The sequence below is a fragment of the Flectobacillus sp. BAB-3569 genome, from assembly GCF_002270355.1.
GTDB classification, from domain to species: Bacteria; Bacteroidota; Bacteroidia; order Cytophagales; family Spirosomataceae; genus Flectobacillus; species Flectobacillus roseus.
On record NZ_NJFZ01000020.1, the window covers coordinates 79,813 to 104,091 of the forward strand.

General features: G+C 37.4%; 20 protein-coding genes and 1 pseudogene. 9 read left to right on the forward strand and 12 right to left on the reverse strand.

Translation table 11 applies throughout. The features are described from left to right. Positions 1-2: 2 nt before the first annotated feature. From BWI92_RS18405 to BWI92_RS18440, 8 genes and pseudogenes are all read right to left on the reverse strand, one after another. The gene (locus tag BWI92_RS18405; RefSeq protein WP_176464476.1) at positions 3-1,037 is read right to left on the reverse strand and encodes a plastocyanin/azurin family copper-binding protein; all 1,035 of its coding nucleotides are present in this window, start codon (positions 1,035-1,037) and stop codon (positions 3-5) included. A gap of 232 nt (positions 1,038-1,269) precedes the next feature. Beyond that, a complete protein-coding gene (locus tag BWI92_RS18410; protein ID WP_095165424.1) occupies positions 1,270-2,379 on the reverse strand; it encodes a DUF2891 domain-containing protein in 1,110 nt (369 codons plus the stop codon). Positions 2,380-2,611: 232 nt separating this feature from the next. Further along, the gene (locus tag BWI92_RS18415; RefSeq protein ID WP_095165426.1) at positions 2,612-3,799 is read right to left on the reverse strand and encodes an AraC family transcriptional regulator; all 1,188 of its coding nucleotides are present in this window, start codon (positions 3,797-3,799) and stop codon (positions 2,612-2,614) included. Positions 3,800-4,331: 532 nt separating this feature from the next. Then, positions 4,332-5,970, reverse strand: a pseudogene (locus tag BWI92_RS18420) (sodium/sugar symporter). 199 nt (positions 5,971-6,169) lie between these two features. Beyond that, positions 6,170-7,450, reverse strand: a complete 1,281-nt coding sequence (locus BWI92_RS18425) for an amidohydrolase family protein (RefSeq protein ID WP_095165428.1) — start codon at positions 7,448-7,450, stop codon at positions 6,170-6,172. A 151-nt stretch (positions 7,451-7,601) separates the two neighbouring features. Next, a complete protein-coding gene (locus BWI92_RS18430) occupies positions 7,602-8,927 on the reverse strand; it encodes a TolC family protein (RefSeq protein ID WP_095165430.1) in 1,326 nt (441 codons plus the stop codon). A gap of 378 nt (positions 8,928-9,305) precedes the next feature. Beyond that, positions 9,306-10,886, reverse strand: coding sequence for a DHA2 family efflux MFS transporter permease subunit (locus tag BWI92_RS18435; RefSeq protein ID WP_095165433.1), 1,581 nt, complete (start codon positions 10,884-10,886; stop codon positions 9,306-9,308). A 316-nt stretch (positions 10,887-11,202) separates the two neighbouring features. Continuing rightward, a complete protein-coding gene (locus BWI92_RS18440) occupies positions 11,203-12,222 on the reverse strand; it encodes an HlyD family secretion protein (protein WP_229242037.1) in 1,020 nt (339 codons plus the stop codon). Positions 12,223-12,671: 449 nt separating this feature from the next. On the opposite strand from BWI92_RS18440, the gene BWI92_RS18445 reads away from it, so the two are divergent. Then, positions 12,672-13,196, forward strand: coding sequence for a MarR family winged helix-turn-helix transcriptional regulator (locus BWI92_RS18445; RefSeq protein ID WP_095165438.1), 525 nt, complete (start codon positions 12,672-12,674; stop codon positions 13,194-13,196). A gap of 179 nt (positions 13,197-13,375) precedes the next feature. After that, positions 13,376-13,840 carry a cytochrome c gene (locus tag BWI92_RS18450; RefSeq protein WP_095165441.1) on the forward strand — a complete coding sequence of 155 codons (465 nt, stop codon included), beginning with the start codon at positions 13,376-13,378 and terminating at the stop codon, positions 13,838-13,840. Between the two features lie 193 nt (positions 13,841-14,033). Here the strand turns inward: BWI92_RS18450 and nuoH are convergent, their stop codons facing one another. Together nuoH and BWI92_RS18460 are read right to left on the reverse strand one after the other, a co-directional pair. Further along, positions 14,034-15,125 carry an NADH-quinone oxidoreductase subunit NuoH gene (nuoH, locus tag BWI92_RS18455; protein ID WP_095165444.1) on the reverse strand — a complete coding sequence of 364 codons (1,092 nt, stop codon included), beginning with the start codon at positions 15,123-15,125 and terminating at the stop codon, positions 14,034-14,036. An 80-nt stretch (positions 15,126-15,205) separates the two neighbouring features. Next, entirely contained in the window at positions 15,206-16,378 is a 1,173-nt protein-coding gene (locus tag BWI92_RS18460) for a PLP-dependent aspartate aminotransferase family protein (protein WP_095165446.1), read from the reverse strand. A gap of 393 nt (positions 16,379-16,771) precedes the next feature. Between BWI92_RS18460 and BWI92_RS18465 the strand changes: the two genes are divergently transcribed. After that, on the forward strand, positions 16,772-18,052 hold the full coding sequence (locus BWI92_RS18465; RefSeq protein ID WP_095165448.1) for an amidohydrolase family protein: 1,281 nt from the start codon (positions 16,772-16,774) through the stop codon (positions 18,050-18,052). Positions 18,053-18,211: 159 nt separating this feature from the next. Here the strand turns inward: BWI92_RS18465 and BWI92_RS18470 are convergent, their stop codons facing one another. Then, positions 18,212-18,799: a DUF4202 domain-containing protein gene (locus BWI92_RS18470; RefSeq protein WP_095165450.1), complete on the reverse strand. Its 588-nt coding sequence runs from the start codon at positions 18,797-18,799 to the stop codon at positions 18,212-18,214. 158 nt (positions 18,800-18,957) lie between these two features. Here BWI92_RS18470 and BWI92_RS18475 point away from each other — a divergent pair, with 158 nt between their 5' ends. From BWI92_RS18475 to BWI92_RS18485, 3 genes are all read left to right on the forward strand, one after another. Further along, complete coding sequence (locus tag BWI92_RS18475) at positions 18,958-19,734, forward strand: PspA/IM30 family protein (RefSeq protein ID WP_095165452.1); 777 nt, start codon at positions 18,958-18,960, stop codon at positions 19,732-19,734. Positions 19,735-19,816: 82 nt separating this feature from the next. Then, positions 19,817-20,374, forward strand: coding sequence for a TerD family protein (locus BWI92_RS18480; RefSeq protein WP_095165454.1), 558 nt, complete (start codon positions 19,817-19,819; stop codon positions 20,372-20,374). A 20-nt stretch (positions 20,375-20,394) separates the two neighbouring features. After that, positions 20,395-21,000 (forward strand): TerD family protein, encoded by a 606-nt coding sequence (locus BWI92_RS18485; RefSeq protein WP_095165456.1) that lies wholly within the window; start codon positions 20,395-20,397, stop codon positions 20,998-21,000. A gap of 421 nt (positions 21,001-21,421) precedes the next feature. Here the strand turns inward: BWI92_RS18485 and BWI92_RS18490 are convergent, their stop codons facing one another. Next, positions 21,422-21,697 (reverse strand): hypothetical protein, encoded by a 276-nt coding sequence (locus tag BWI92_RS18490; protein ID WP_095165458.1) that lies wholly within the window; start codon positions 21,695-21,697, stop codon positions 21,422-21,424. A gap of 545 nt (positions 21,698-22,242) precedes the next feature. Here BWI92_RS18490 and BWI92_RS18495 point away from each other — a divergent pair. From BWI92_RS18495 to BWI92_RS18500, 3 genes are all read left to right on the forward strand, one after another. Next, positions 22,243-22,971, forward strand: a complete 729-nt coding sequence (locus BWI92_RS18495; RefSeq protein WP_217903448.1) for a twin-arginine translocation signal domain-containing protein — start codon at positions 22,243-22,245, stop codon at positions 22,969-22,971. Beyond that, positions 22,959-23,198 carry a hypothetical protein gene (locus BWI92_RS27785; RefSeq protein ID WP_217903449.1) on the forward strand — a complete coding sequence of 80 codons (240 nt, stop codon included), beginning with the start codon at positions 22,959-22,961 and terminating at the stop codon, positions 23,196-23,198. Before BWI92_RS18495 ends, BWI92_RS27785 begins: the two co-directional genes overlap by 13 nt. A gap of 265 nt (positions 23,199-23,463) precedes the next feature. Next, on the forward strand, positions 23,464-24,279 hold the full coding sequence (locus tag BWI92_RS18500; RefSeq protein WP_095165460.1) for a mechanosensitive ion channel family protein: 816 nt from the start codon (positions 23,464-23,466) through the stop codon (positions 24,277-24,279).

A 24,279-nucleotide genomic window follows, 5' to 3' on the forward strand; every position in this document is an offset into this window, starting at 1 on the left:
TTTTATTTTCTTTTAATGATAACACTAAAGGATTTTATAGTCTTCGGAACTGCAATGACCCCATTTTTAAGCGTTACTCCTTTTAATTGATATGTAATTGCATCATTCTTGGGTAGAGTAAAGTTCATGGTTGAACTGCGCTCTCCAATTACAAACGTTCTGATGAGAGATTGAGCAGTCTCATTCCAAGTCAAGGTTTCACTAACTTTTATCCCGTCTAGGGTATATTCGAAGGTTGGTACTCGCTTTAACAATTTATATCCTTTAAAGTCTACCTTGGGTTGGGTTTTATTGATACCAATTGTAAAAGGAAATTGTTGTTCTTTCCAATAAATTTCACCCTCAACTTTTGTCAGCTTGCTTCCATTTCCTTTCCATTGTTCGGCGTTATCTACGAATCCGCCTGTCCAGATGTAACGCAAGTAACATTTACCAGCATCCCAACAATAGGACTCTGTAGGAGTCAGACCAACAGCAATTGCCGCTGGACTAGCTTCTGGCATAAACGTACGATAGAGCATTGGAAATTCAATCGGATATGGATGTGGAGAACTAGGCATTCCATGTCCATGATGGGCGTGTTCATTACGTGTACCTACGCGTTGAGTTTCAGGGATATTGGTATCTTTTTCGAATGGTGGAATATAAGATTGTCCTACATAAATAACACCAAACATCACGTAGCCATGTCCCGGGTAAGTACATACATAAGGATATTGACCTGCTTTATCAAGCACAAACGAAATAGTTTCCATGTTACCTGGCTCTACAATTTTTGTACTGGCTATCACCAATGGCGAAGTTGGAACATAATTCATTTTTGCACCACGTTCTGCTAACTTGGCGGCTTCTTCAACCACTTTTAATCGAGAACTTGGTTTGGTCAATACAAAATTATGTGCCATATCATCATGATTGTCCAGTATCAGCGTAACACGAGTATTGGGTTTTAGTATCAATCTTGGCGTATCAAACTGCAAACCGCCGAGTACTTTTATCGTTATAGTGGTATCTGACAATACTTGGGCTTCAGTCATTACTGGTAGACAGGACAAGAGTATTATTCCTGAAAGCACATTCCTTATTTGGCAAAATACTTTTTTCAATTTAAGATTCATTGAATACAATGTTTTGAGAAAAACGGGCAAAATCGTTTACTAAATTAGGTAGAGGTAGAATACAACAGCCCTACCTAGTTCAATAAAGACAGCAATCTGTAAAATTTACCTACAGTAACGTATTAGAATTTCTATATAAAATCCTTTAATCTTACTGATTCAAAGCATACATAGCAAATGAACCAAGCCAGTGATCACCACCGTAATTACCGTTGGCTATATTGGGTAAGGTCTTTTGTAAGAACATAACAGCCGTTTCTAGAAATTGTTTTTTGCGTGGATCGGAAGTAGGAAGCTGTTTGGCAATACCTTGCAAACACCATGCTTTACTCAATGACAAACCATCCAAATGTACGATTGAGTAATCCGAACGGTCACTCACGATAGGCAATTGTAACACATTTTTCAAACCTTCAGGCGTGTAAAATTGGTTAAACCAAACTCCAAACTCTTTATTAGGTAACACTCTGCGCATCAAATCGGCAATTTCTAAACTTGGAGATAGGAAATCTGTTCCATCTGGTTCTAGAATGGCAGCTACTGCCTTATTTTTCAAATAATAATCCTTACTGCGTTGTACTAATAAGCTTTCAAACGCCGTATTTTTCGTAGCACGTGCCCAATCCAAAGCGAACACCATCCCAAAAGCCGTGTTGGGATGCACACCCGTACGATTGGGATAAGTTTGCTTCGGTAAATAGTCTTTCCAACGTTGAACAATTATTTGCGTCAACGGCTGTAAATTTTTATGCCATTTTTTCGCCAATGGACTGTCCCAAGCCAATAATTCCTCATCCAGTTTCAGCAACCAAGCCCAGCCATAGGTTCTTTCAAAGCCCTTTGCTAGTTTATATTTGGAAAAATAATCGGCTTCGGTTTGCAAATTTTCTGGAAGAAAACTGTGTTCCAACACTTTGATAATTTGGGCTGTTTCTGGCAAATCTGGATACGATTTTAGAATTTTTACCAACATCCAATGTCCATGTACAGACGAATGCCAGTCCAAACAACCATAGAATGACGGGTGCAATTGTTTGGGACTTAAAGCCACTTCCTCGGCTGTTTCAATGGTGTGGTTGGGTTTATTAGGAAATTCTGTTTCGATACAATGCAAAGGTAACTGCGCCAAGAACGAAACCCCTGCTTGGGTTAGCTCAACCTTTTTTCCATCCTTCGACACACTGATATATGGATTTTGCTGTGCAAAACCTGATATGCTACTTGTAAGCAGTATTCCGAGTAATATTTTTTTAGCGTTCATTATAAAAAAGTTTTAGCAATGCTTGAAGTGTTTTTTACAAAAATGGAGAAGAATAAAATGCCCTTTATCTTGCCTTGGGTTGTACTGTTCCTAAAGCTTTTTCAAAGAAAAGAAGAAAGGTACAAATAAGTAGCTCAGTAGACATATATCCGCAAACCTTGAATATAAATAAAGGTCAGGACATTGTAGCACTACAACGTCCTGACCCTTGTATAAAATTTTCGAGTAACGTTTACTCGTTGGAGATGGCCACTTTGATATTCTTTTGAAACTCGGAGGGTGTTAATCCAGTATGTTTTTTAAATACGGTAAAAAAAGTACTCTTCGCATTAAATCCACAGTCCTTCGAAATACCTTCTATACTGTAATTCTGGTATTCATCATCACTCAAACGACGCTTTACTTCTTCAACCCTCAATGAATTGATATAATCACTGAAATTCATACCATAATGAACACGCATCATACTAGATATCTGATAGGCAGGTAAATTCGTTTCATAGGCAATATCATTCAATGAATACTTTGCTCTTAAATATGGCTTTTGGAGATGGATATAGTTTTCAAAGTTTTTAATAATTTCTGGTTCTATTTCGATTGTTTCAAGAACAAGCGGCTCACTATCGTTTACTGAAAAGTCAAAAACTTCTTCATAAACTGACCACATTTTTCCTATTTCACCACGATTTACCCAAAGAAAACCACAAAGGGTATAAAAAAACACGCTTTGAATAATTATTACCTGCGTAAAAATTCCTTTGAATGCGGATATACCTAAATTATTTACTATGACACCAAAATAAGCTATTTTAAGGATGAATAGCCCAGTCACCATTACTGCAACAAATATACTCCATTTGAAATGTCCCAAAGGAGTATTGGGGTTTTGCTTAAATCTTTGGGCAATTATACGCCAAATAAGCAATCCGTATACCATAAATAACAATCCTAGCAGAAAATCTCTGATATCATTTCCTATAAAACCTTCATGCCCAACAAACAAATTGGCAGGGTTTTCTTTGATCGACTCCAATATATTCACCTTTTCTTGGAAAGGAAGGATATAATAAGGTATCAATTCAAGGAATACAAGCACTACTGGTATCCCGTGGGCTAAATCCACAGGTTTTATTTTTAAGGAAGGATCGTTGATTTGACGTACATAGAAATAGGTTAATGCAGGCAAAATGAAATATACTGGCATTGCTACTCTGAAAATTACCGCTTGAAATTCAGTTGGCAATGGCCCATAGAGAATGGTATTGGCTAATCCATTGATTGACCAAATAAAGAAAATTGCCCCTAGTATATTTTTTCCTTGGTGTGTAAACTTGGTTAATACCCAATATCCTAAGAGGCATCCGATTAAAAATGAAAACAATCCTAATCCAAAAACAAATGTTTCGAATAGATGACCCATGTGAGTTGAAATGGTTTAAAAGTAAGGTTCAGGCGATGCAACTGCTATTCTAAGTAGAGTAAATAGCTTTTGAAAACCTTCGAGGATGCATTATAACTTAAATATACCACAAAAGTTAAAAATATTTGTGGTTGTTCAAAATTATTGGTGAGATTATCCGATTTATTGACAAAAGTGAATAAAACAAAAAAGTTTGAAGATAACATGATCTTCAAACTTTAAACTTTACATCCTTACTTTATATTTATCTTTAAACTTTGGTCTATCAGCTAGAAGCTGAACAACTCTAAGTATTTATTACTAATTTATAAAAAACTACAATCGAATGATTATTCAAACAAGACTTTTCAATTCTAATATTCTATTGAAAAGTGAGTTTTGTTTTCTCTATTGTTGAAACAAATTTACATTTTCAAAGTGTTCGATGATTAAAAAAATGGTTCAAAAAGGTTCAGAATTTAATATTCTGAACCTTTTTGAACCATTTTTCGGCATAAACTACTACTTTTTCTTTATTTACACCCATTCAATACTACCAAAAGGCAGTATATAGAGCCACAAGTATTCCAGAAATTAATATCGAAGAAACCACAAATGACTGACTTACTCTGAACATTTTGGATTCAATCTCTAACCCTTGAGGGTTATTTTTACTGTTAGGGTCAGTCAAAGTTACGATAATCATTAAAGCCACCAAGAGTAGAAATACCCAGAGAGTTCTATCTAGGAATGGCATTGGTTCAACGGTCATACCGAAGAACATCTCTGCCAAAGCAGGAATAGACTTGAAAGCCAAGGATAAAGGTAATGCTAAAAATGCAGCAACAATAGCTGCTTTTGATGTAGTTCTTTTCCAGAATAAACCCAAGAAAAACAGTGCGAAAGCCCCCGGGGTGATGTAGTTGGAGTATTCCTGAATAAACTGATAAGCTTGCTCTAACTTACGGAGTTGTGGAGTAATACAAAGTGCAATAATGAAAGAAACAATTACGGCTAAACGTCCTACTTTCACGGTTCTGTCTTCTGAAGCATCCTTATTATAGAACTTTTTATAAATATCTAAACTGAAAATGGTAGCTATACTATTACATTTTCCTGCCAAGGAGGCTACGATGGCTGCTGTTAATGCCGCAAAGGCTAAACCCTTCATTCCAGCAGGTAGAAGATTCATCAAGGTTGGATATGCGTGATCTGGTTTTACTTGTCCACTCACATCAAGCATTTCTTGCTGAAATTCACCATTTTGGAACAAAACATACGCAGCAATCCCTGGAATCACGACAATGAGTGGCATTAATAACTTCATAAATGCCGCAAAATTATCCCTCCACGGGCAGTATTGAGATCAGCCCCCAAAGTACGTTGTATAATATACTGATTACAACCCCAATAATTGAAATTATTAATCCACATACCACCAATCAAGATAGATAGTCCCGGCAATTCATAATAGTGTGGGTCTCCTTTCGAGAAAATCATGTGAAAATGGCTATCAGCCTGTTGACGCAAAATACCGAGAGCATCGACGACACCATTTCCATTAAATTTATCTGATACCATATTTAAGGCCAAATAGGTGGTTGCTAAACCTCCAAGTACTAGTACAACTACTTGAATTACATCAGTATAGCCAATCACTTTCATGCCTCCAAGGGTAATGAACACCGCAAACACAGCTAGCCCAAACATGCAATAATAAAAGGGAATCCCAGAGATGGTTTCTACGGCAAGAGCACCTAAGTACAAAATCGATGTTAAATTGACAAAAACATAGAGCAACAACCAGAAAACAGCCATTATCGTAGCAACAGTGTCATTATACCTTGTGGAAAGAAATTGGGGCATGGTATAAATTTTATTTTTCAGATAAACTGGAATAAAAAATATGGCCACCAAGATTAAAGTTGCGGCTGACATCCATTCGTAAGAAGAAATTGCTAGTCCAATGGCAAAACCAGAACCAGACATACCAATAAAATGTTCTGCGGAGATGTTTGATGCAATTAGTGAAGCACCTATGGCCCACCAAGTTAAAGAGCCTTCAGCAAGAAAAAAATCTTTGGTTTTGGAAGAAGTACCTTGTTTTTTTTAAAAACCCAAATACCGTAGCTAATTACTACAATAAAATATACAAAAAATACTAAATAATCTGCTGTTTGCAGTTGTTTCATGGTTGTTATAGTTAATTGGGGATTAAAGATAGAATTATTCTTATGTAAAATATAAAATTTCACACCATTCTCCAATTAAAGACAACAAGGACTCTTATATAATCAAAAATGTGTTGCTCTTTTGATAAATTTTATCTCAGAACAACACATTTTATTTTTAAATAGCTAATATATAACAAATTAAGCGCCGTTATCTAAACTATTTTTGTAGATATACTTTCCCTTCCTTCATTACAAATTTTATTTTCTTTTCTAGAACTGTAATATCTTGTTCTGGATTTCCTTCTACAGCAACAATATCGGCCCATTTTCCTTGAGTAATCGAACCAAGTTTACCCTTCACTCCTATCAAGTCTGCTGCATTGATTGTAGCAGCTTGGATAGCCTGTGCAGGTGATAAACCAAATTTTACCATGTAAAAGAACTGTTTTCCGTTATTACCATGTGGATATACCCCTGCATCGGTTCCGTAAGCAATTTTTACACCAGCCTTGGCTGCCTTTTGGAAACTTTCTCTCTGGGTTTTGCCAACTGTTCTTTCTTTTTCAATAAGTTTCTCTGGATAGCCTAATTTGGCAAATTCCGAAAGAATATAATCATCATTGTAAATATCAGCCACCAAATAAGTACCTTTTTGTTTCATCAACTCAATAGCCTCCTCATCCAAGAAGCTTCCATGTTCGATAGAAGCCACACCAGCTTTAATCGCCATTTTGATACCCGTAGTTCCGTGTGCGTGTGCGGCTACTTTTTTGTCCCACATCGCTGCCTCGGCCACTAGTGCATTCATCTCTTCTTGCGAGTATTGTGGCGCACCCACCGACTCTTCCTCTGATAAAACTCCAGCTGTAGCCGTAAATTTGATTAAATCAGCACCATATTTAATATTATATCGTACTTGTTTACGAATCTCATCTATGCCGTCTGCAACCCCAGAAATGGCCTTGAATGAGAGATAAGGTGAAAAACCGCTGATATCTGCATGTCCACCGGTAGCCCCAATGATTGGGCCTGAAACAAAAAGTCTAGGACCAGCAATATGCCCTGCATTAATAGAACGCTTCAATGCCACATCTATTAATTCAGGTGCACCTACATCTCGACAAGTGGTAAAGCCTGCCTCTAAGGTCTTTCTGGCAAAAATATGAGCCTCAACCGCATAATCTATTGGTGATTTTCGAAACAAATCCTCCATATAGTTATCAGGTTGTGAGGTAATATGTGTATGGCAATCTATAAACCCAGGCAATACTGTTGCTTTGGATAAGTCAATCAATTTGGCTTGTGCAGGATATTTGAGATTTGCTCCTACCGATTGAATGATATTACCTTTGATAAGGATAGTCTGATTTTCGAGAAAAACACCTTTTTCACTATCAAACATTCGTCCTGCTTTGATGACAATGAGTGAATCAGAAGATTGTGCTAAAACAGCACCTTGTAATAAAAGACCCGCCAGAAGCGTCCAGATTTTTTTCATGTGGGAATGTGTTGATGAAAAATTGATTTAAGCAAAGGTAAGTATTATTTGGCTATCGGCTATCAGCTACTAGAATTTGGAGAAACTCTTAAAACAAAAAAACTCCAATCCCGCAAAAGCAGTATTGGAGTTAACAACAGAGATTGTTTTTCTACCAAAATTTTAAACCTGACAAACGGCTCACTTCAAGTTTTGCCTGTGTCATCATGTATTGATATTGTAACTGTGTCAATTGAGCTTCACGCAAAGCAGTTTGTGCAGCCTCAATTTCAACATTGGTAATAACGCCATTTTTGTAACGACTTTCAGCTAATTTCAATGCATACTGTGCTTGGAATACGTTTTTCTCTGAAAGGTCAAGTTTGTTTTTGGCAATTGTGTAGTCGTTCTCCGCAGCGTCCAAATCTCGTTTCAAAGCTTGATTGGTAGCTTCTGAAGAATATTTCAACATTTCTTTGCTCAATTTCGCCATTTCGGTTGAGTACGCTCCACGTCCACCTGCATAAATTGGGATAGTCATTTTTAAACCTAAGACTGTGTTAAATTTAAAATCTTTATCTACTGGAGGCACTTCCCCATTGATGCGTGGCAAATATCCGTTTTTAATGCCTAGTTGACCCACTGCAGAGACGGTTGGAGCCATGCTCAATTGCGCTATTTTAACATCCTTATCCGCTATCAAATCTTTATCTTTGATATTTTTCAAATCAACGTTATTGGTTTGAGCTTGCTCAAATGCTGCTGAAACAGTCAAATCTGCCCAAGTTGCTGAAAAATCTGCATCAGTAGGAACCATAGTTCTTGCATCTGCACCAATCAAGGAACTCAAATAAATCAACTGGCGATCTAATTGGCCCTGTAAATCTGTTAATCTAGTTTCGGCATTTTTATAACGTACTTGGATCGAAACTCTATCATAATCCAACGCATCACCTTGTTTCAAACGATCTGAGATTAGTTTTTCGTTATTGGCAACCAATTTCAATTGTTCTTTTTGTACCTCGATGGCTTTTTGCAAATACACAATACCGTAGTACAAATTCGCTACTTGGTAAGCATAATTTTGTTTCAACCCCTCTACATTATTTTTAGAGAGGTTTGTTTCTAATTTTGCTCTTTCAATCGCTAAAGCTTGCTTACCCCAGTCAGCAATGGTATAATTGGCGCCAACATTGGCATTGTAGTTCATGTTTGGCTGAAAACTCAACTCTGTCGAAGTAGAACCAGCGGCAAAACTTGCCTTGGCAACAGGGTCAATACGAGTTACGCTTAATTCTGATTGAACTTGTGGTTTTAATGCTGCTTCTTGAATTTTTGTTTTGTAATCTCCAATCGAAACCAACTGTTGCTGTTCCTTAATTCTTGGAGAATAATCAATAGCAGCCTTCACCAACCGACCCAAAGCGTCCGTATTTTTATCTTGTGCAAAGCTCATCTGTGCACAAAGGATAAGTCCGAAAACTGTTAATTTTTTCATTATCTTCTTTATAATTATGTCTGTTAAAATAGAGGTTGAGGAATTGGGTCATAAGACATCCTTTGCAATTTTGTCAACCGATGTCTATTCCCCGTGACCTTATACCTGTTAAGTATTAGTGCTGAATTATGAGTGGTGAATTGTGAATGTAAAATTTTAATTATCAACACTCTGTTCTCACCATCACTTAAATTTTATTTTGCATGACGACTTAAGTTAGTGGGCAAAATAAGATGTAATTTTTGAGCTTTCGGCTTTCGGCTCTTGGCATTCAACAAATTTTATCTAACGCTACTAAATGACATTTAAACACTCTTTGCCTTATGCCTGTTGCCTAGTGCCTAAACACATAACCTACATATCATTCTGCACGATGACTTAATGACTATCTGCTGCTGCTTTTGCTGCGGCTGCGATTTCTTCTTTGGTTTTCTTTTTCGTTCTCAATAATAAGAGTAAAGGAAAAATCGCGATGAAAAACAAAGAAACTACTCTGTAAGTATCTAAGTAAGCAAGGTAATAAGCCTGTTTAGCAACTAAACCTTCAAGTTGGGCATACGCCATCTTTGTTGCGCCAAAATAATCACCTGTTTTAGAGGCAAAATTGGCAATACTACCGTTGAGGCGCTGTACAAACAAAGGATTATCCATGGCCATATTCGCCATCAAGTCCGAACGGTGTTGCGCTGCTGCATTCGTTACATAGTTGTTGGCCAACGCAATACCAAAAGCACCTCCCAGTTGTCTAATCATATTGGTAAGGGCAATACCCGCAGGATATTCTCTTTGTTGCAAACCTGCTACAGCTTGGTTGATCAATGGCATTTGTAACATGGCAACCCCTAGCACACGACATACTTGCATAGGAAAGAAATCCCATTTGCCCATTTCGGGAGTAGCTGTACCACTGTAAAAGCCAAAGAATACAAATATCAGGATACCAATAGCCATATATGGAAGTGGAGAATCGCCTGCCGCCATACGTCTTCCTATGACTGGAAATAATATTACACCAAGCATTGTTGGCGCAATCAATGACAAACCTGTCTCGAGTGGCGTAAATCCATTGATACGTTGTACCATTACTGGATATACAAATACTGAGGTAAACAAACCAAGACCTGCAACAAAGGTAAATATGGTAGAAAGTCCAAAAACTTTATATCTAAATATCTTCAGGTCAACAACGGGGTGTTCGGTGGTCAACTCTCGCCAGACAAACCCTACTAATCCCACTACAGCCGACAAACTTAGGATTACAATGGTTCTAGATTCGAACCAGTCATCAGATTCTCCCTTTTCTAATACGTATTGCAATGAACCAATACCAAGCGTAAGTAAGAAAATCCCAGGGTAATCTATAATAATCTTGTCTTTCTTCTGACCTTCACCTTCTTTTCTTTCTATGTAAAGAATCGTCAAAATTGTAGCAGCAATACATATCGGAATATTCACGAAAAATATATCTTGCCAAGTAAAATGTTCAACGATATATCCACCCAAGGCTGGCCCTAAAGTTGGCCCTAGAATAATACCCATCCCAAAAATACCTGAGGCTATGGGTCTATCTTTAGGTTCGAAGGCATCAAATAAGATAGCCTGTGAGGTTGATAGCAAAGCTCCCCCGCCTACACCTTGAATAAATCTCCAAAATACTAATTCCCAAAGTCCATGAGAAGCTCCACAGAAATAGGAAGAAATACCAAACAATAAAATTGAACCTAAATAATATGTTTTTCGTCCGAAGTAATCTCCTAAAAATCCCGTCATTGGGATAATGATTACGTTAGCGATGGCGTAAGATGTTACGACCCAAGCTACGTCTTCGATTGTAGCCCCTAGTGAACCAGCCATCTGGTTGAGGGCTACGTTAACGATTGTGGTATCCAAAAGCTCCATCACCGCTGCCGAGATGGTGGTTATCACAATCATTGCTCTTGCTAATCCTTTAGCCGCCATAGTTGATGATTATTTTAGTCTCGAAACTAAAGCTGAGCAATTCAAGAAGTGTTGGATATTTCTCCAATCAGTCCCTTATCATTGGTAGTCAATATCCGCTTTACGAGGCATTGTTACACTTGATATCAAATGGCTGAAGAATTACAATTATGAATTGTGAGTCTGAAGTAGATTCAACAATTGACAACCGCGCAATCCCTTGCTTATTTCTTCACCTCAATTTGTCTTTAGATAAGCAAAACCCTAAATCATGATTACTCACAAAACTTATCTAAGCCTCCACTTCTTATGACCAATTGCCCAACTTTATCTCGAATTATTTTACAGGAACAGAAACTTCTAATGAAAGACCTGCACGTAAAATATCTTTGTTTTTAGCAATGTCCTCAATTTCAATTTTTACAGGAACTCTCTGAGTTACTTTCACAAAGTTACCAGATGCATTATCAGGAGGTAACAAAGAAGCCTTGGCACCAGTAGATTCTGAAATTGAAATAATTTTTCCTTTTAATGGACGGTTTGGATACGCATCTAAAGTCAATTCGGTCTCATCTCCTACTTTCAAACGAGCGATTTGGTTTTCTTTGAAATTAGCAACTACCCAAAATTGTTGATCTTGAACTACCGTCATCAAAGTTTGACCAGCTTGAATAAACTGTCCAGCCTCAACCGTTTTCTTCCCGATACGACCTTCAGATGGAGCATACACTTTTGCATAAGACAACTTCAACTCCTGTTGAGCAATTTTCACTTTCTTTACTGCTAAAGTAGCTTCAGCTTTGTGTAAAGCGGCTGTCAAAATTCCCATTTTAGATTTGTTCGAAGCGATGTCTTGTACAGCAGCATTATATTGAGCAACTAATACATCGTAGTTTGAACGAGAATCTTCTGCTTGTTTTTTAGTGATTGCATTATCTGCTACCAACGCATTGTCACGATCTGCATCACGCTTTGCTTTGTCTCTACGAATTGCCGTAGCTTTTAGGTTAGCTTCCATTGCCGCTATGCTCATTTTCAAATTTTGAATATTTGCTTTAGCGTTTTCTACATCTGTTTCTGCTTGCAACAAATCAGCTTTTAGTTCCTCTAATGCCAATTTCCCTTCTTCCGAATCAATTTCGATCAACAACTGATCTTTTTTAACTACATCGTAATCTTTTACTGAAATTGATTTTACATAACCCGAAGTACGAGGTAGTACTGGCACAAAGTAAGATTCAATTTGTGCGTTATCAGTATCCTCATGCGTCTGAGAATAATGATATTCCTTATATCCCAAAAATCCACCGACAGCCACTACTGTTAATAAAATTAACTTTGGCAATTGCTTTTTCATTGAACTCTGATTTTCCATAATTTTTATAATCTTAAATAATCATTGTATTTCTTCTAGTCGCTGTATGCTTATAGAATCAATTCCTACAAATGGTCCATCGAACTTATCTTTTGTGTTGCGTCATCAAATGGTAAGAGATGCATATGTATGAGAAAAATTCAATTTGTGTGTGAATTGATGACACAAAGGTAAACTAAGTTTACTAAATTAGTCAAGTAAGTTGACAAATATTTTTTCATTTATTAACTTTGTATCAGATTCAACGAAAAAACAGCCAAAATTTCCTTGGATTATTCATCTTTTCGGTAAAAGATACTTAAAACTCCTACTACAATTGTGTGTAACAATTTGTAATTTTGAGATTCTAAACCCACAAGATGTTATAAAATGATTTGTACACAGAATAACCGAGGTATTGTTATAATACAAAACAGTACCCTGAAATAGTTATGACAGAAGATGATGTAATAAAACTCAAAGAATTTAAAGCGAATAAAAATCGCTTGATGGGACGTCTATTAAACCGTTCCTACAGATATATGTCCACCTTGGCGGTGAAATTTTTAAACGATAGAGGATATACCAATTTTAGGGTAGGTCAAATTGTTGCGCTAGTAAACATTGATGTGGAAGGAACAAGTGTCAATAAAATTGCCCAGAAAGCAGGAATGACCAAACAAGGTATGAGCAAGCTTGTAAAAGAATTAGCTGATGAAGGTTATGTCTATACCGAAAAAGACCCAAGCGATGCTCGTGCTCTGATTGTTAAACTCACAGACTTAGGAGTTAGATGTATCTTGGACTGGAAAGCATGTACAGAATATATCGATCAAAACTTCGAGGAGGTAATTGGAGCTGAGCAATTGAATACACTTAAGGATATTTTGAGGAATCTGGTTGATAAATATGAAGAAATGATAGAAACAGGAGAAGTTCCCTGCGAGCCTATACCATTGGCTTTTATCAAGAAATAAATATCAGTTTTAGAGCCAATTAATATCATTGAAGGAACTAATCAGATTCCTGAAATTGCATACCAAACAATAGAATATAGCGTAAAATTAAGGCAAATATCCTGCTTTATATACCCCAATTGGGATATTATCTTTATTTTTGCCCTGTTATTTTCCTCCAAGGCACTAAAAACAAAAAAATGGAAAACAAAATTTTCAAAACCCTACGTGTAGTAAACACCCTTTTAATTGTAGTTGTAGTTTGCTTTATTTTTACTTTGTTGGCATTTGCGATGATGCCTAGTCAAGCAGAAACAGCAGCGGCTGGTACTACAACAGGAGCAAATCCTGTGGCAGCAGCTCCAGCAGCACTTTCAGCAGAAGCTACAAAAGGTAAAGAAATTTTCACAAACAACTGTGCAGCTTGCCACGCTTCAACCGACGAAGTTGTAGTAGGCCCAGGATTGAAAGGAATCGAATCACGTAGAGATGCGGCTTGGGTTGAAAAATGGGTACAAAATCCTCAAAAAGTGTTAGCTAGCGGTGACAAATACGCAAACGACATTTTTAAGAAATTTAATGGTACTCAAATGACGGCTTTCCCTAATTTAGGCACTGAGGACATCAAAAACATTTTGGCATTCTTAAAAGAAAGTAACCCTTAAGATAATCTCATCTTTAATTGAGTGAATGGGGATTGATTGAATGAGTGATTATTCTTTGAATCCACGTTTTATCGGTAGAGAAACAATGCTCTGCTTCTCAAGATGAGTAATCCAACATCTAGCATCAAAAAAGCGGTCGAAAAATTTTCGACCGCTTTTTTGTTATTACTTTAGTATTAGCGCAAATGACTTCTTAAATCATCAACATTCTCCAAATAGCAGATAAAAATACTGCCAAAATTGAAAATGGTGTAAGTACTTTCCATGTAAGATACATCAGCTGGTCTACACGTAAACGAGGGAATGTCCATCGCACCCACATTTGTACAAAAATGAGCATATAAGCTTTGGCTAACAACCAAATAAATCCCCAAATTGCGCCAGACCAAGAGCCTGGTTCCCCAGAAGTCCAAGTAGCTAGTTTGACAGAACCAATATTCGGGAAAGGTGAATTCCAACCTCCCAAAAACAGAATAACGCCTAAGACACTTACCAATAGCATCATACCGTATTCCGAAAGAAATATCAATGCCCAGCGCATGCCAGAATACTCAGTATGAAAACCTCCTACCAACTCAGACTCAGCTTCGGGTAAGTCAAAAGGTGCACGGTTGCATTCTGCCAAAGAAGCGATAAAGAAAATAATAAACACCCCTAAGAAGAACGGAACTCTGAAAATATTCCAAGTCAAAAACCCTCCCACTTGCGTTACATCGATTCCTAAAGATTTTAGTCCAAAAAGATAATTATCATGTCCTGAAAAAATACCTTGTTGTGTACTTATTTCTTGTAGATTTAAGGTTTGAGAAACCATTACCACACATAAAACCGACAAGCCTAATGGAATCTCATACGATACGATTTGTGCAACCGAACGCATCGCTCCCAACAATGAATATTTGTTGTTTGAAGACCAGCCAGCCATCAAAACTCCAATAATATCTATTGAGACAATCGCCAATAGATAGAATACACCAACTTGTGCTTGTGAACCTTGCAAATATTCTCCTGGACCCAGCGGTATTACCGCAAAACCCGCAAAAATTGCCACAAAAATCATACAAGGTGCTGCTAAAAACAACCACTTGTCTGCTAGTTTGGGCACAATATCTTCTTTCAACAAAAGTTTGACCAAGTCTGCAATCAATTGAAGTGAACCGTATTTTCCTACAACCATAGGTCCCAAACGGTCTTGCATGAAGGCGGAGACCTTACGTTCGGTGTAAACACCAATCACAACATTTGCTAAAACAAGACTCAAACAAATTAGTAATGCAACGAACATATCTTATTCTTTTAATATTTCGTCGTTGAGGAAAAGAACATTTGAATCAAGCACAAATATTCTTTTCCTCAAAAACATTATTATTCAGCAATCGCTTTTTCCAAAGCTTGTTGGAAATCAGCTATTAAATCGTCTACAGACTCCAAACCTACCGCAATACGAACCAAGCCGTCGGTGATACCCACTTCAGCACGTTGTTCAGCGCTTAATTTTGAGTGTGTCGTCGACGCTGGGTGTGTGATAATGGTACGAGTATCTCCTAAGTTTGGCGAAATAGAAGCAATTTTCAAGTGTTTTGACATTTTATTCACTACCTCAAAACCACCTTTTACATCCATCGTCATGATTGCTCCACCCATCTTCATTTGCTTTTTCGCTAATTCATATTGTGGGTGCGAAGTTAAGAATGGATATTTTACCGAATTTAAAGCTTCATTTCCTTCCAACGCTGAAGCCAATTTGTAAGCATTTTCTGAATGCTTCTCCATACGAAGGTGAATCAACTCTAAACTTTTCGATAATATCCAAGCATTGAATGGCGACATTGAAGGACCTGTATGACGAGCAAAGAAACGAATTTCTTTAATCAAGTCGGCACGACCACAAACTACCCCACCCAAAACACGACCTTGTCCGTCAATATATTTCGTAGCTGAGTGAATCACTAAATCAGCACCCCAATCAGCAGGTGTTTGAATCACTGGCGTAGCAAAGCAGTTATCTACCGCCAAAATCAAATTATGTTTTGCTTTAAGTTGCGCAATTGCCTCAAGGTCAATCAAATCCAAACCTGGGTTTGACGGACTTTCACAAAACAAAAACTTGGTATTAGGTTGAATAGCATTTTCCCACTCCTCAATATTATGTCCATCCACATAGGTACAAGTAATGCCCCATTTAGTAGTGATTTTACTCAAAATCTGAATAGCCGAACCAAATAAGGCTTTTGAAGCTACCACGTGGTCACCTTGCTGTAATAAGGCTGCCATCGCTGCGAAGTTAGCTGCCATACCAGAGGCAAAAGCAAGTCCATCTTCTGTGTTTTCGAGCATACACATTTTCTCAACGAACTCATCCACGTTAGGATTCATATAACGAGAGTAAATGTTACCTTCCATTTCTTCTGCAAAAATGGCTCTTCCTTGCTCAACATCTTCAAAAGTAAAACTTGAAGTAAGGTACAATGGCACTGAATGTTCACGATTGTGTGAGCGTTCTGCCTGAATTCTGATGGCTTTAGTTTGTTTCTTCATCTTGGCCCTCCAATTTCTACCAAAATCAACAGTGATCTTGGTAATTTTATTAAGTTTTTGATTAACAAAGGCTTTCTCAAACCCACGCTTTTACTTGATTCAAAAGCATTTTTTTACCCTTTTTAGCAGGCTTTACACAATAATACTCGACAAAATCAATATACTAAATTGAGTAATTGCTTATTTCAAAAGAATTAGACCCCTAAGTTACGCCCAAAAGCTCGAATGACGAGAAAAAATCGTCTCTTTTTCAAAAAGAAGCGACATTTTTCGATTTTATAAAACCGAATTCTTATTTTTAGAAAGTGGTATCATAAATATTGATTTTATGATAGGTTTACAGACATCACAATTTTCACCGCCATTTTGGCTAAACTACCTTTATTAACAAACATGAAAAAAACGTTACAGACCATCGCCGCTATTGCGATTTTCAGTACTGCTTCTTTGGCTCAACGCACGCTGCTTCATTGCGGTACATTTATCGATGTTACCAAGGGCAATACCCAAAGTCAGGTAACTGTCATAGTCGAAGGCAAAAGAGTTACAAGCGTGCAAACAGGATATCTGACGCCAAAAGGAGCTGATAAGGTCATTGACTTAAAGTCAAAAACCGTTATGCCAGGACTAACAGATATGCACGTGCATATTGAAGGTGAAACCAGTAAAGACCAGTTGGTAAAACGCTACCAATTTAATCAAGCAGATGTGGCTTTTGAAGCAGCTCGCAATGCCAAGACTACATTAATGGCTGGATTTACTTCTGTTCGCGACTTGGGCGGTTCAGGAGTCAATATTTCGCTTCGCAATGCGATCAGCAAAGGTATTGCAGTAGGCCCACGTATTTATACCGCTGGTAGAACCATTGCTACTACAGGAGGCCATGGTGATCCAACCAATGCTTTAAGCGAAAACTACACGCCAGATCCGCATATGGTTACGGGCGTAATCAACGGTGCTGAGGAGGCTCGTCAGGCCGTTCGTCAGCGCTATAAAGATGGCTCTGACTGTATTAAAATCACCGCAACAGGGGGTGTTTTGAGTATTGCTAAAAATGGAAAAGCACCACAGTTTCAAGAAGACGAGCTGGAAGCAATCATCAAAACAGCCAAAGACTATGGATATCATGTGGCAGCTCACGCACACGGTGCTGAAGGTATCAAACGTGCAGCTAAAGCAGGCGTAACAACTATCGAACATGGTACTTTTATGGACGATGAAGCCATTGAAATTATGAAGCAAAAAGGTACTTACTTAGTGGCAACAATCTTGGCAGGAAAAACAGTTGCTGATTCGGCTAAAGTACCAGGTTATTACCATCCTTTGGTAGTTCCAAAAGCTTTGGAAACAGGACCACTTATCCAAAATATGTTTGGAAAAGCATACAAAGCAGGTGTAAAAATTGCCTTTGGTACCGACTCTGGTGTGTCATTACATGGATTAAATGCCTACGAATTTCAATATATGGTAGAAGCAGGTATGCCAGCAATCGAAGCCATTCAAGCAGCTACAGTAACACCAGCTAAAATTTTAGGTGTTGAAAAAGATCTAGGCTCTATCGAAGCAGGTAAATTCGCTGATATTATTGCTACTGATGGCAATCCTTTACAAGACATTACTCAAATGCGTAAAGTGAGCTTCGTAATGAAAGATGGCGTAGTTTATAAACAATAAAATAGGTATTGCTTATAAACTTCTGAATCTTCGTAACATAAGTCACCTCGAAATTTAGAAATACAAAAGCGGTCGAAAATTATATTTCGACCGCTTTTTTGATAGCTTAAGACTCAAAGCATTACGTCTCTACTTGTGGAAATCAATCATATTTTTCTCCTAGCCCAATCTCTCCAAAGCTTTCTGAATTAAGTCTAATCCTTTTTCACTGTAAGACAATTGTAGAGCAAAACTATGTCCGTGGGCATCCATTTTCAACAAAGATTTTCTGATAATCTCAATCATTTTTTCATCGTCATGTTTTTGAAAAAATACTTCATATTGAAACTCTAAAAACACTAAACAAAGTGCATTCTCGATAGTTTGCACATCGGCATCCTGCTTTATTTTTTGTTTTGTAATAATTTGCTTTACTCTTTCTATTAATGATTCTTCGTAGCCTACCTCTCCAAGGATTTGAGCGGCAGTTTCAGCATGAAACTTTCCTAAATCCTTTCGCCAAGTCAAATATCCCACTTTCCCCTCAGGATAAGTATTGCGAGGAATGCTCCAACGTCCAATATGTTGACTTCTCGAAGCTAATTGAAGTTCTTCACTTGCCTGAGGATCTAGTTTCAGTACCCAATCTGAACATTTCAAGGCCATAAAATATTCTTGTGGGTAGGTTTCTCCATCCCACACAAATATATTAGGATCTTGTTTGTTGTAATTATCGAACTTTTCGAATGCTAATCCAATTTTTTCCATATATTTAGAAGAGTGTTTGATTCCTGTACATTTATTTTTGATTCCATCCAAAGCTACAGCACATCATCCATACTAGCAACCAATCATCCTGATTTTGCTTGTTAGTTCAGCATTAAACCTGCTAAATTTCGAACAAATAAACCAAAACATGATTTAAAATGTGGTCTGACTTACTACAAATCCTATTTAACCATGAAAAAAAGTCCTCCACCGACCCTAACCCTCAAGACCCAAACGTTTTGTTGGCTTTGGCCGAAAAAGAACTCATTAAAGCGATTGCCGATGCTGAGCAAGTAAAAAAGGTTGCCCAAAATAATTATCATAGTCTTCTCGCCAAAGCGGAGGAACTACAAGGGCAAGCGAATCAACTGTATCAGGCTGCACAAAAATCGTTACAAACTGGCAATGAGGAACAAGCTCAACAATGGTTACGTAAAAAATCACTCGTAGATGAACGTATCAGTGAGTATAAAACCTTGTTGGAACAAGCCCAACAATTACTTCATCAACTCGAAGCGCAACATCAGGATTTACAATTTCGCCTTGAGTCTACTCGATTAAAAGGTCAGATGCTTATTGCCAAAGTTGAAGCGGCTAAAACGCAAAAACTAGTACAAGGTGTTCAAAATCAGGAAAATGCCTCAGCACTAGAGCAAATTTCAGCCTTGGAGCAGCAGTTTCAAATCAAGGAAGATGAGCGAAGCATGCGAGAAGAATTGCAACAAAATGATACCATTATCAAAAAGGCATTTGAAGAAATTGCCTTTCAGCAAAGTATCGAAAAAGACTGGGAAAAACTAAAATCTGAAAAGGATTTGAAATTAAATGATAAACAAGCCAAGAAAATAGAAGACTTTTTTAGTAAAACAAAAGATACTCCGACAGAAAAACCACAAAGCGATAAACAGAAAAAAATCGACGATTTCTTTAAATAGGCAAGAGTCATACATTTTTATCAGATGTAGTCAAAGCCACATACCTGTTTCCTATTTTAAAAATACTTAAACTCAAAACAACATGGCAATCAATCTCAAAAAAGGCGGTTCAATAAACCTATCAAAATCAATGACAAAGCTCAATAAACTGATGATTGGGCTGGGCTGGGAATACGCTTCTATTCCTGTAGACTTAGACGCATCAGTCTTTATCCTTGGAGCAAACGGGAAACTCTTATCGGATGAGTATTTTGTTTTTTACAACAATTTAAAAGCTCCAGATGGCTCCGTTCAACACACGGGTGACAATCGTACAGGTAGCGATAATGATGACGATGAGGTTATTTTAGCAAACTTAGATAATATTCATCCTAACGCAACAGAAATATGTATCTGCGTAACTATTCACCAAGCGCAACTTCGTAATCATTCGTTTGGGATGTTGCGTGATGCCTATATACGTATAGTGGACATGGATATCAAATCAGAAGTAGTAAACTATGACTTGGACAGTTCACACAATGCCGAAAATGCACTCGTGTTTGCCAGAATCAAGAAATCAGGAAATGAATGGTATTTCTATGCTGATTCTCAAGGTTCAAAGGATGAATTGCAAGCACTAGTAGATATGTTCGTTTAATAGATAAACACCTTAATTTTATGATAAATCTGACCAAAAACAGCCGTATTTCTTTAGAAAAAAATGGCTCTCAACTAAAAGAAATCAGCATTGGACTAGACTGGGGAAGTATTCAACATTCTTACTTATTTGGACTTTTAAAGGATTCGACCGCTGTAGATTTAGATGGGTCGGTTTCGCTTTTTGCTGGTGATAAACAAGAAATTGAAACCGTATATTTTCACAATCTAAAATCCAGAGATGGAGCTATCAAGCATAGTGGTGACGACAGGGTTGGTGACAGTAGCGCCGATAATAAAGATAATGAAATCATTTACATCAATCTTGAGCAAATAAATCCAAAAGTCACATCGATTTTCATCTATTTAAACTCCTATAAACAACAAGATTTTGCCTCTATCCCTTATGCCAAAATCAAAATTGTCGAAGGTAAAAATCACAACCCACAACAGACTTTTGCAACCTATAATATTGCCTCAGACGAGACTTACAGTGGATATGTGTCAATGATTATGGGCAAAATCGAAAAACTCAACAATAACTGGACATTTACTGCCTTGGGAGATCCAATTAAAGCCAAAAACATTAAGGAGACAGTTATGTTAATTCAAGACAGATATATGTAGATTATCAAAGCTATTTTCTGTAAATAGCTCTCCAAAGTATTCCGAGTATCTCAAAGCCATTTCGATAGTTAAATATAGAACTACCTGAAATGGCTTTTTTGTATCTTTTTTACTGCCACTGCTGGTGAAAGTAATATACCAACTTGCCATTGCTGGAGTTTTTCTCCAGCATACTCGCGTCAGCAATATACCAACTTATTTCTCTACTAAATACCTAACTAGTTGCTAACGCAAGTCTCTTTGGAGATAACTCCAAAGAGGGTGAAAGAGAACAAAAATAATTCATCTGCCATTGCTGGAGTTTTCTCCAGCAAACTCGCGTCAGCAATATACCAACTTAATTCTCTTCTAAATATCTGGCTCGTTGCTAACGCGACTTTCTTTGGAGATAACTCCAAAGAGGGCGAAAGAAGATAATTATTTAGTTAACACAAACACCTTCCTCATAGTGGAAATGGTCAACTGATGCACAACTAAATTGGCCAATATATTTGGGGCTTTTTTGATATTCCTTTTTGATATCGAAATATTTTTTTTCAATTGCCCAATCATACAATAGCATATCTGTTGGATATAAACTAAGTATACCTGTCAATGAATAGCGTTTAATAACTTCCTCAGCTTTTTCCTTACTTTCAAATATTCCTGCTGGGTAATTCGCCCCTTCTCCCATAAAAACATAGACTTGGTTTTTCATTTTTTATATATTAATGTACTGATGAAATTACAGCTTTCAAATAATCTATTGGAGTTTTCTCCAGCAAACTCGCGTCAGCAATACCAACTTATTTCTCTGCTAAATACCTAACTCGTTGCTAACGCCAGTCTCTTTGGAGATAACTCCAAAGAGGGCGAAAGACAAAAATAGTTACTGCCATTGCTGGAGTTTTCTCCAGCAAACTCGCGTCAGCAATATACCAACTTATTTCTCTGCTAAATACCTAACTCGTTGCTAACGCAAGTCTCTTTGGAGATAACTCCAAAGAGGGCGAAAGAGGAAAAATAGTTACTGCCACTGCTGGAGTTTTCTCCAGCAAACTCGCGTCAGCAACTTATCGATGTGCTTATATCCTAAAACTTGGTTCGTTGCCGACACATTAAGCTCATTGGAGATAGCTTTACCTAAGGCAAATATGGAGTGTAATCGATTTATCTTTCAAAAAAATTAATTATTCTTTTTGATACAATAAAGCAAATATTTACATTTACATCTATAAATAATCTAAAAACTATCCAATTATAATGAATACTAGAAGAGATTTTCTGAAAACTTCAGGCGGTGCTTTGGCAGCAAGCTTATTACCTTGGAACGATTTGTTTGCACAGGCAGGTCTTGTTAACAAAGTAGGAATTCAATTATTTTCTCTCCCCAAAATGCTCGATAAAGACTTTGCTGGCACAATGCAATTCTTATCCAAAATGGGCTACAATGAAATAGAGCTATTCGGACCGTATCCATTCAGTGATGAAGCTGCTCGTGAGAGTTGGAGCAAGGTAACGCCAATGCTTGGATTTAGTGGAAGTGGATATTTCGGAAAATCAGCCAAAGAAATAAAGCAAATTCTTCAAGATAATGGTTTAAAAACTCCTTCAGCTCATACAGATTTAGCAACGCTTCTCAACAATATGCCGCAACTTGGAGAAGCAGGACGCGCTTTGGGTTTTGAATACGTGGTATTGCCTGCTATTCCTGAAGACCGTCGTAAAAACTTGGATGACTACAAAAGAATTATCGACGATTTCAATAAAATTGGTGACAATGCAAAGAAAGAAGGCTTAAAGTTTGGCTATCATAACCATGGATATGGCTTAAGTAAGATGGACGGAGTTGTCCCATTGGAGCTTATCATGGAAAAACAGATCCAAATTTGGTGTTCTTCGAAATGGATATTTATTGGACAACTGCTGGCGGAATGGACCCAATTGCTTTGTTGGATAAATACAAAAATCGCTACCACATGCTTCATTTGAAGGATATGAAGGAGAAAAAACGCTTCTCAGGTGATGGTAATAGCTCTAACCAATGGTTTGAATTATTCCCATACATGACATCTGCTGGTGAAGGTGTTTTGGGAGTGAAAGAGATTGTAGAAAAGGCAAAGCAGGTAGGTGTAAAACACTATTTTGTAGAGCAAGATTTAGTGGCTAATCCAGATGTAGCTTTAAAGAAAAGCATCGATTTTATTAAGTCAGTGTAAATTATTGGACAAAATCAAATTTAAGATTTTGCCTAGGGCTTTCGGCGGTAGGCTTTCAGAAAAGCATCGCTGTGATTATACACTCTTTGCCTAGTGCCTAGACTAATAACTTTTCTAACTAAGCATATTAACCTGAACATTACTATCCACTATTAATTTTTACCAAGGGAGGCTAAAACGGTCTCCCTTTTTTGTTTACAAAGGTGACCATTTCTAGCAATTACGTCCGAAAGTCAAAATATTCACTTAAACCTCACTTATTACCATGGACGTTAGTTTCTCAAATCTCAAAGACCAAATCTTTCTTGCTATTACACAGTATGGAGGAAAAATTTTATTAGCACTTATCGTTTTTATCATTGGTCGTAAAATTATTGCAAAAGCCTCGCAAGTTTTAGGATCAAAAATGAACAAGAGTAATTTTGATAAAGATATTCAGCCATTTCTCATCTCTCTTGTTTCGGTTGCCTTGAATATTATGCTATTGCTAAGTTGCGCAGGTATTTTGGGTATTCAAACCACTTCTTTTGTAGCAGTACTTGGAGCGGCTGGTTTGGCGGTTGGGTTAGCTTTACAGGGGAGTTTATCAAACTTTGCTGGTGGTGTATTAATCCTCATTTTTAAACCTTACAGGGTTGGCGATTTAATCAGCGCGCAAGGATACACAGGAACCGTTGAATCGGTTCAGATATTCAATACCATTTTGGTAACACCAGACAATAAAACATTGATTTTACCCAACGGAGCATTAGCCACATCTGCAATCACCAATATTAGTGGCAAAGGAACAATACGCGTAGATATGGTTTTTGCCGTGGGAAATCACAATTCGTTAGCTTCTGTCAAAAAAGCATTTACCAACGCAGTGCATAATTGCCCTACTGCATTACAAAATATGGAGCATGACATTTTACTCAACTCAATGACAGAGAATGCTTTAAAATTTGACGTGAGAGTATGGACTAACTCTGAAAATTACTGGGCCACTTATTATGGAGTAACGGAGTTGGTATATGAACACTTGAAGAAGGAAGGCATTGAGGCACCTAAAATTCATTTAAACTTACATCAGTTATCATAA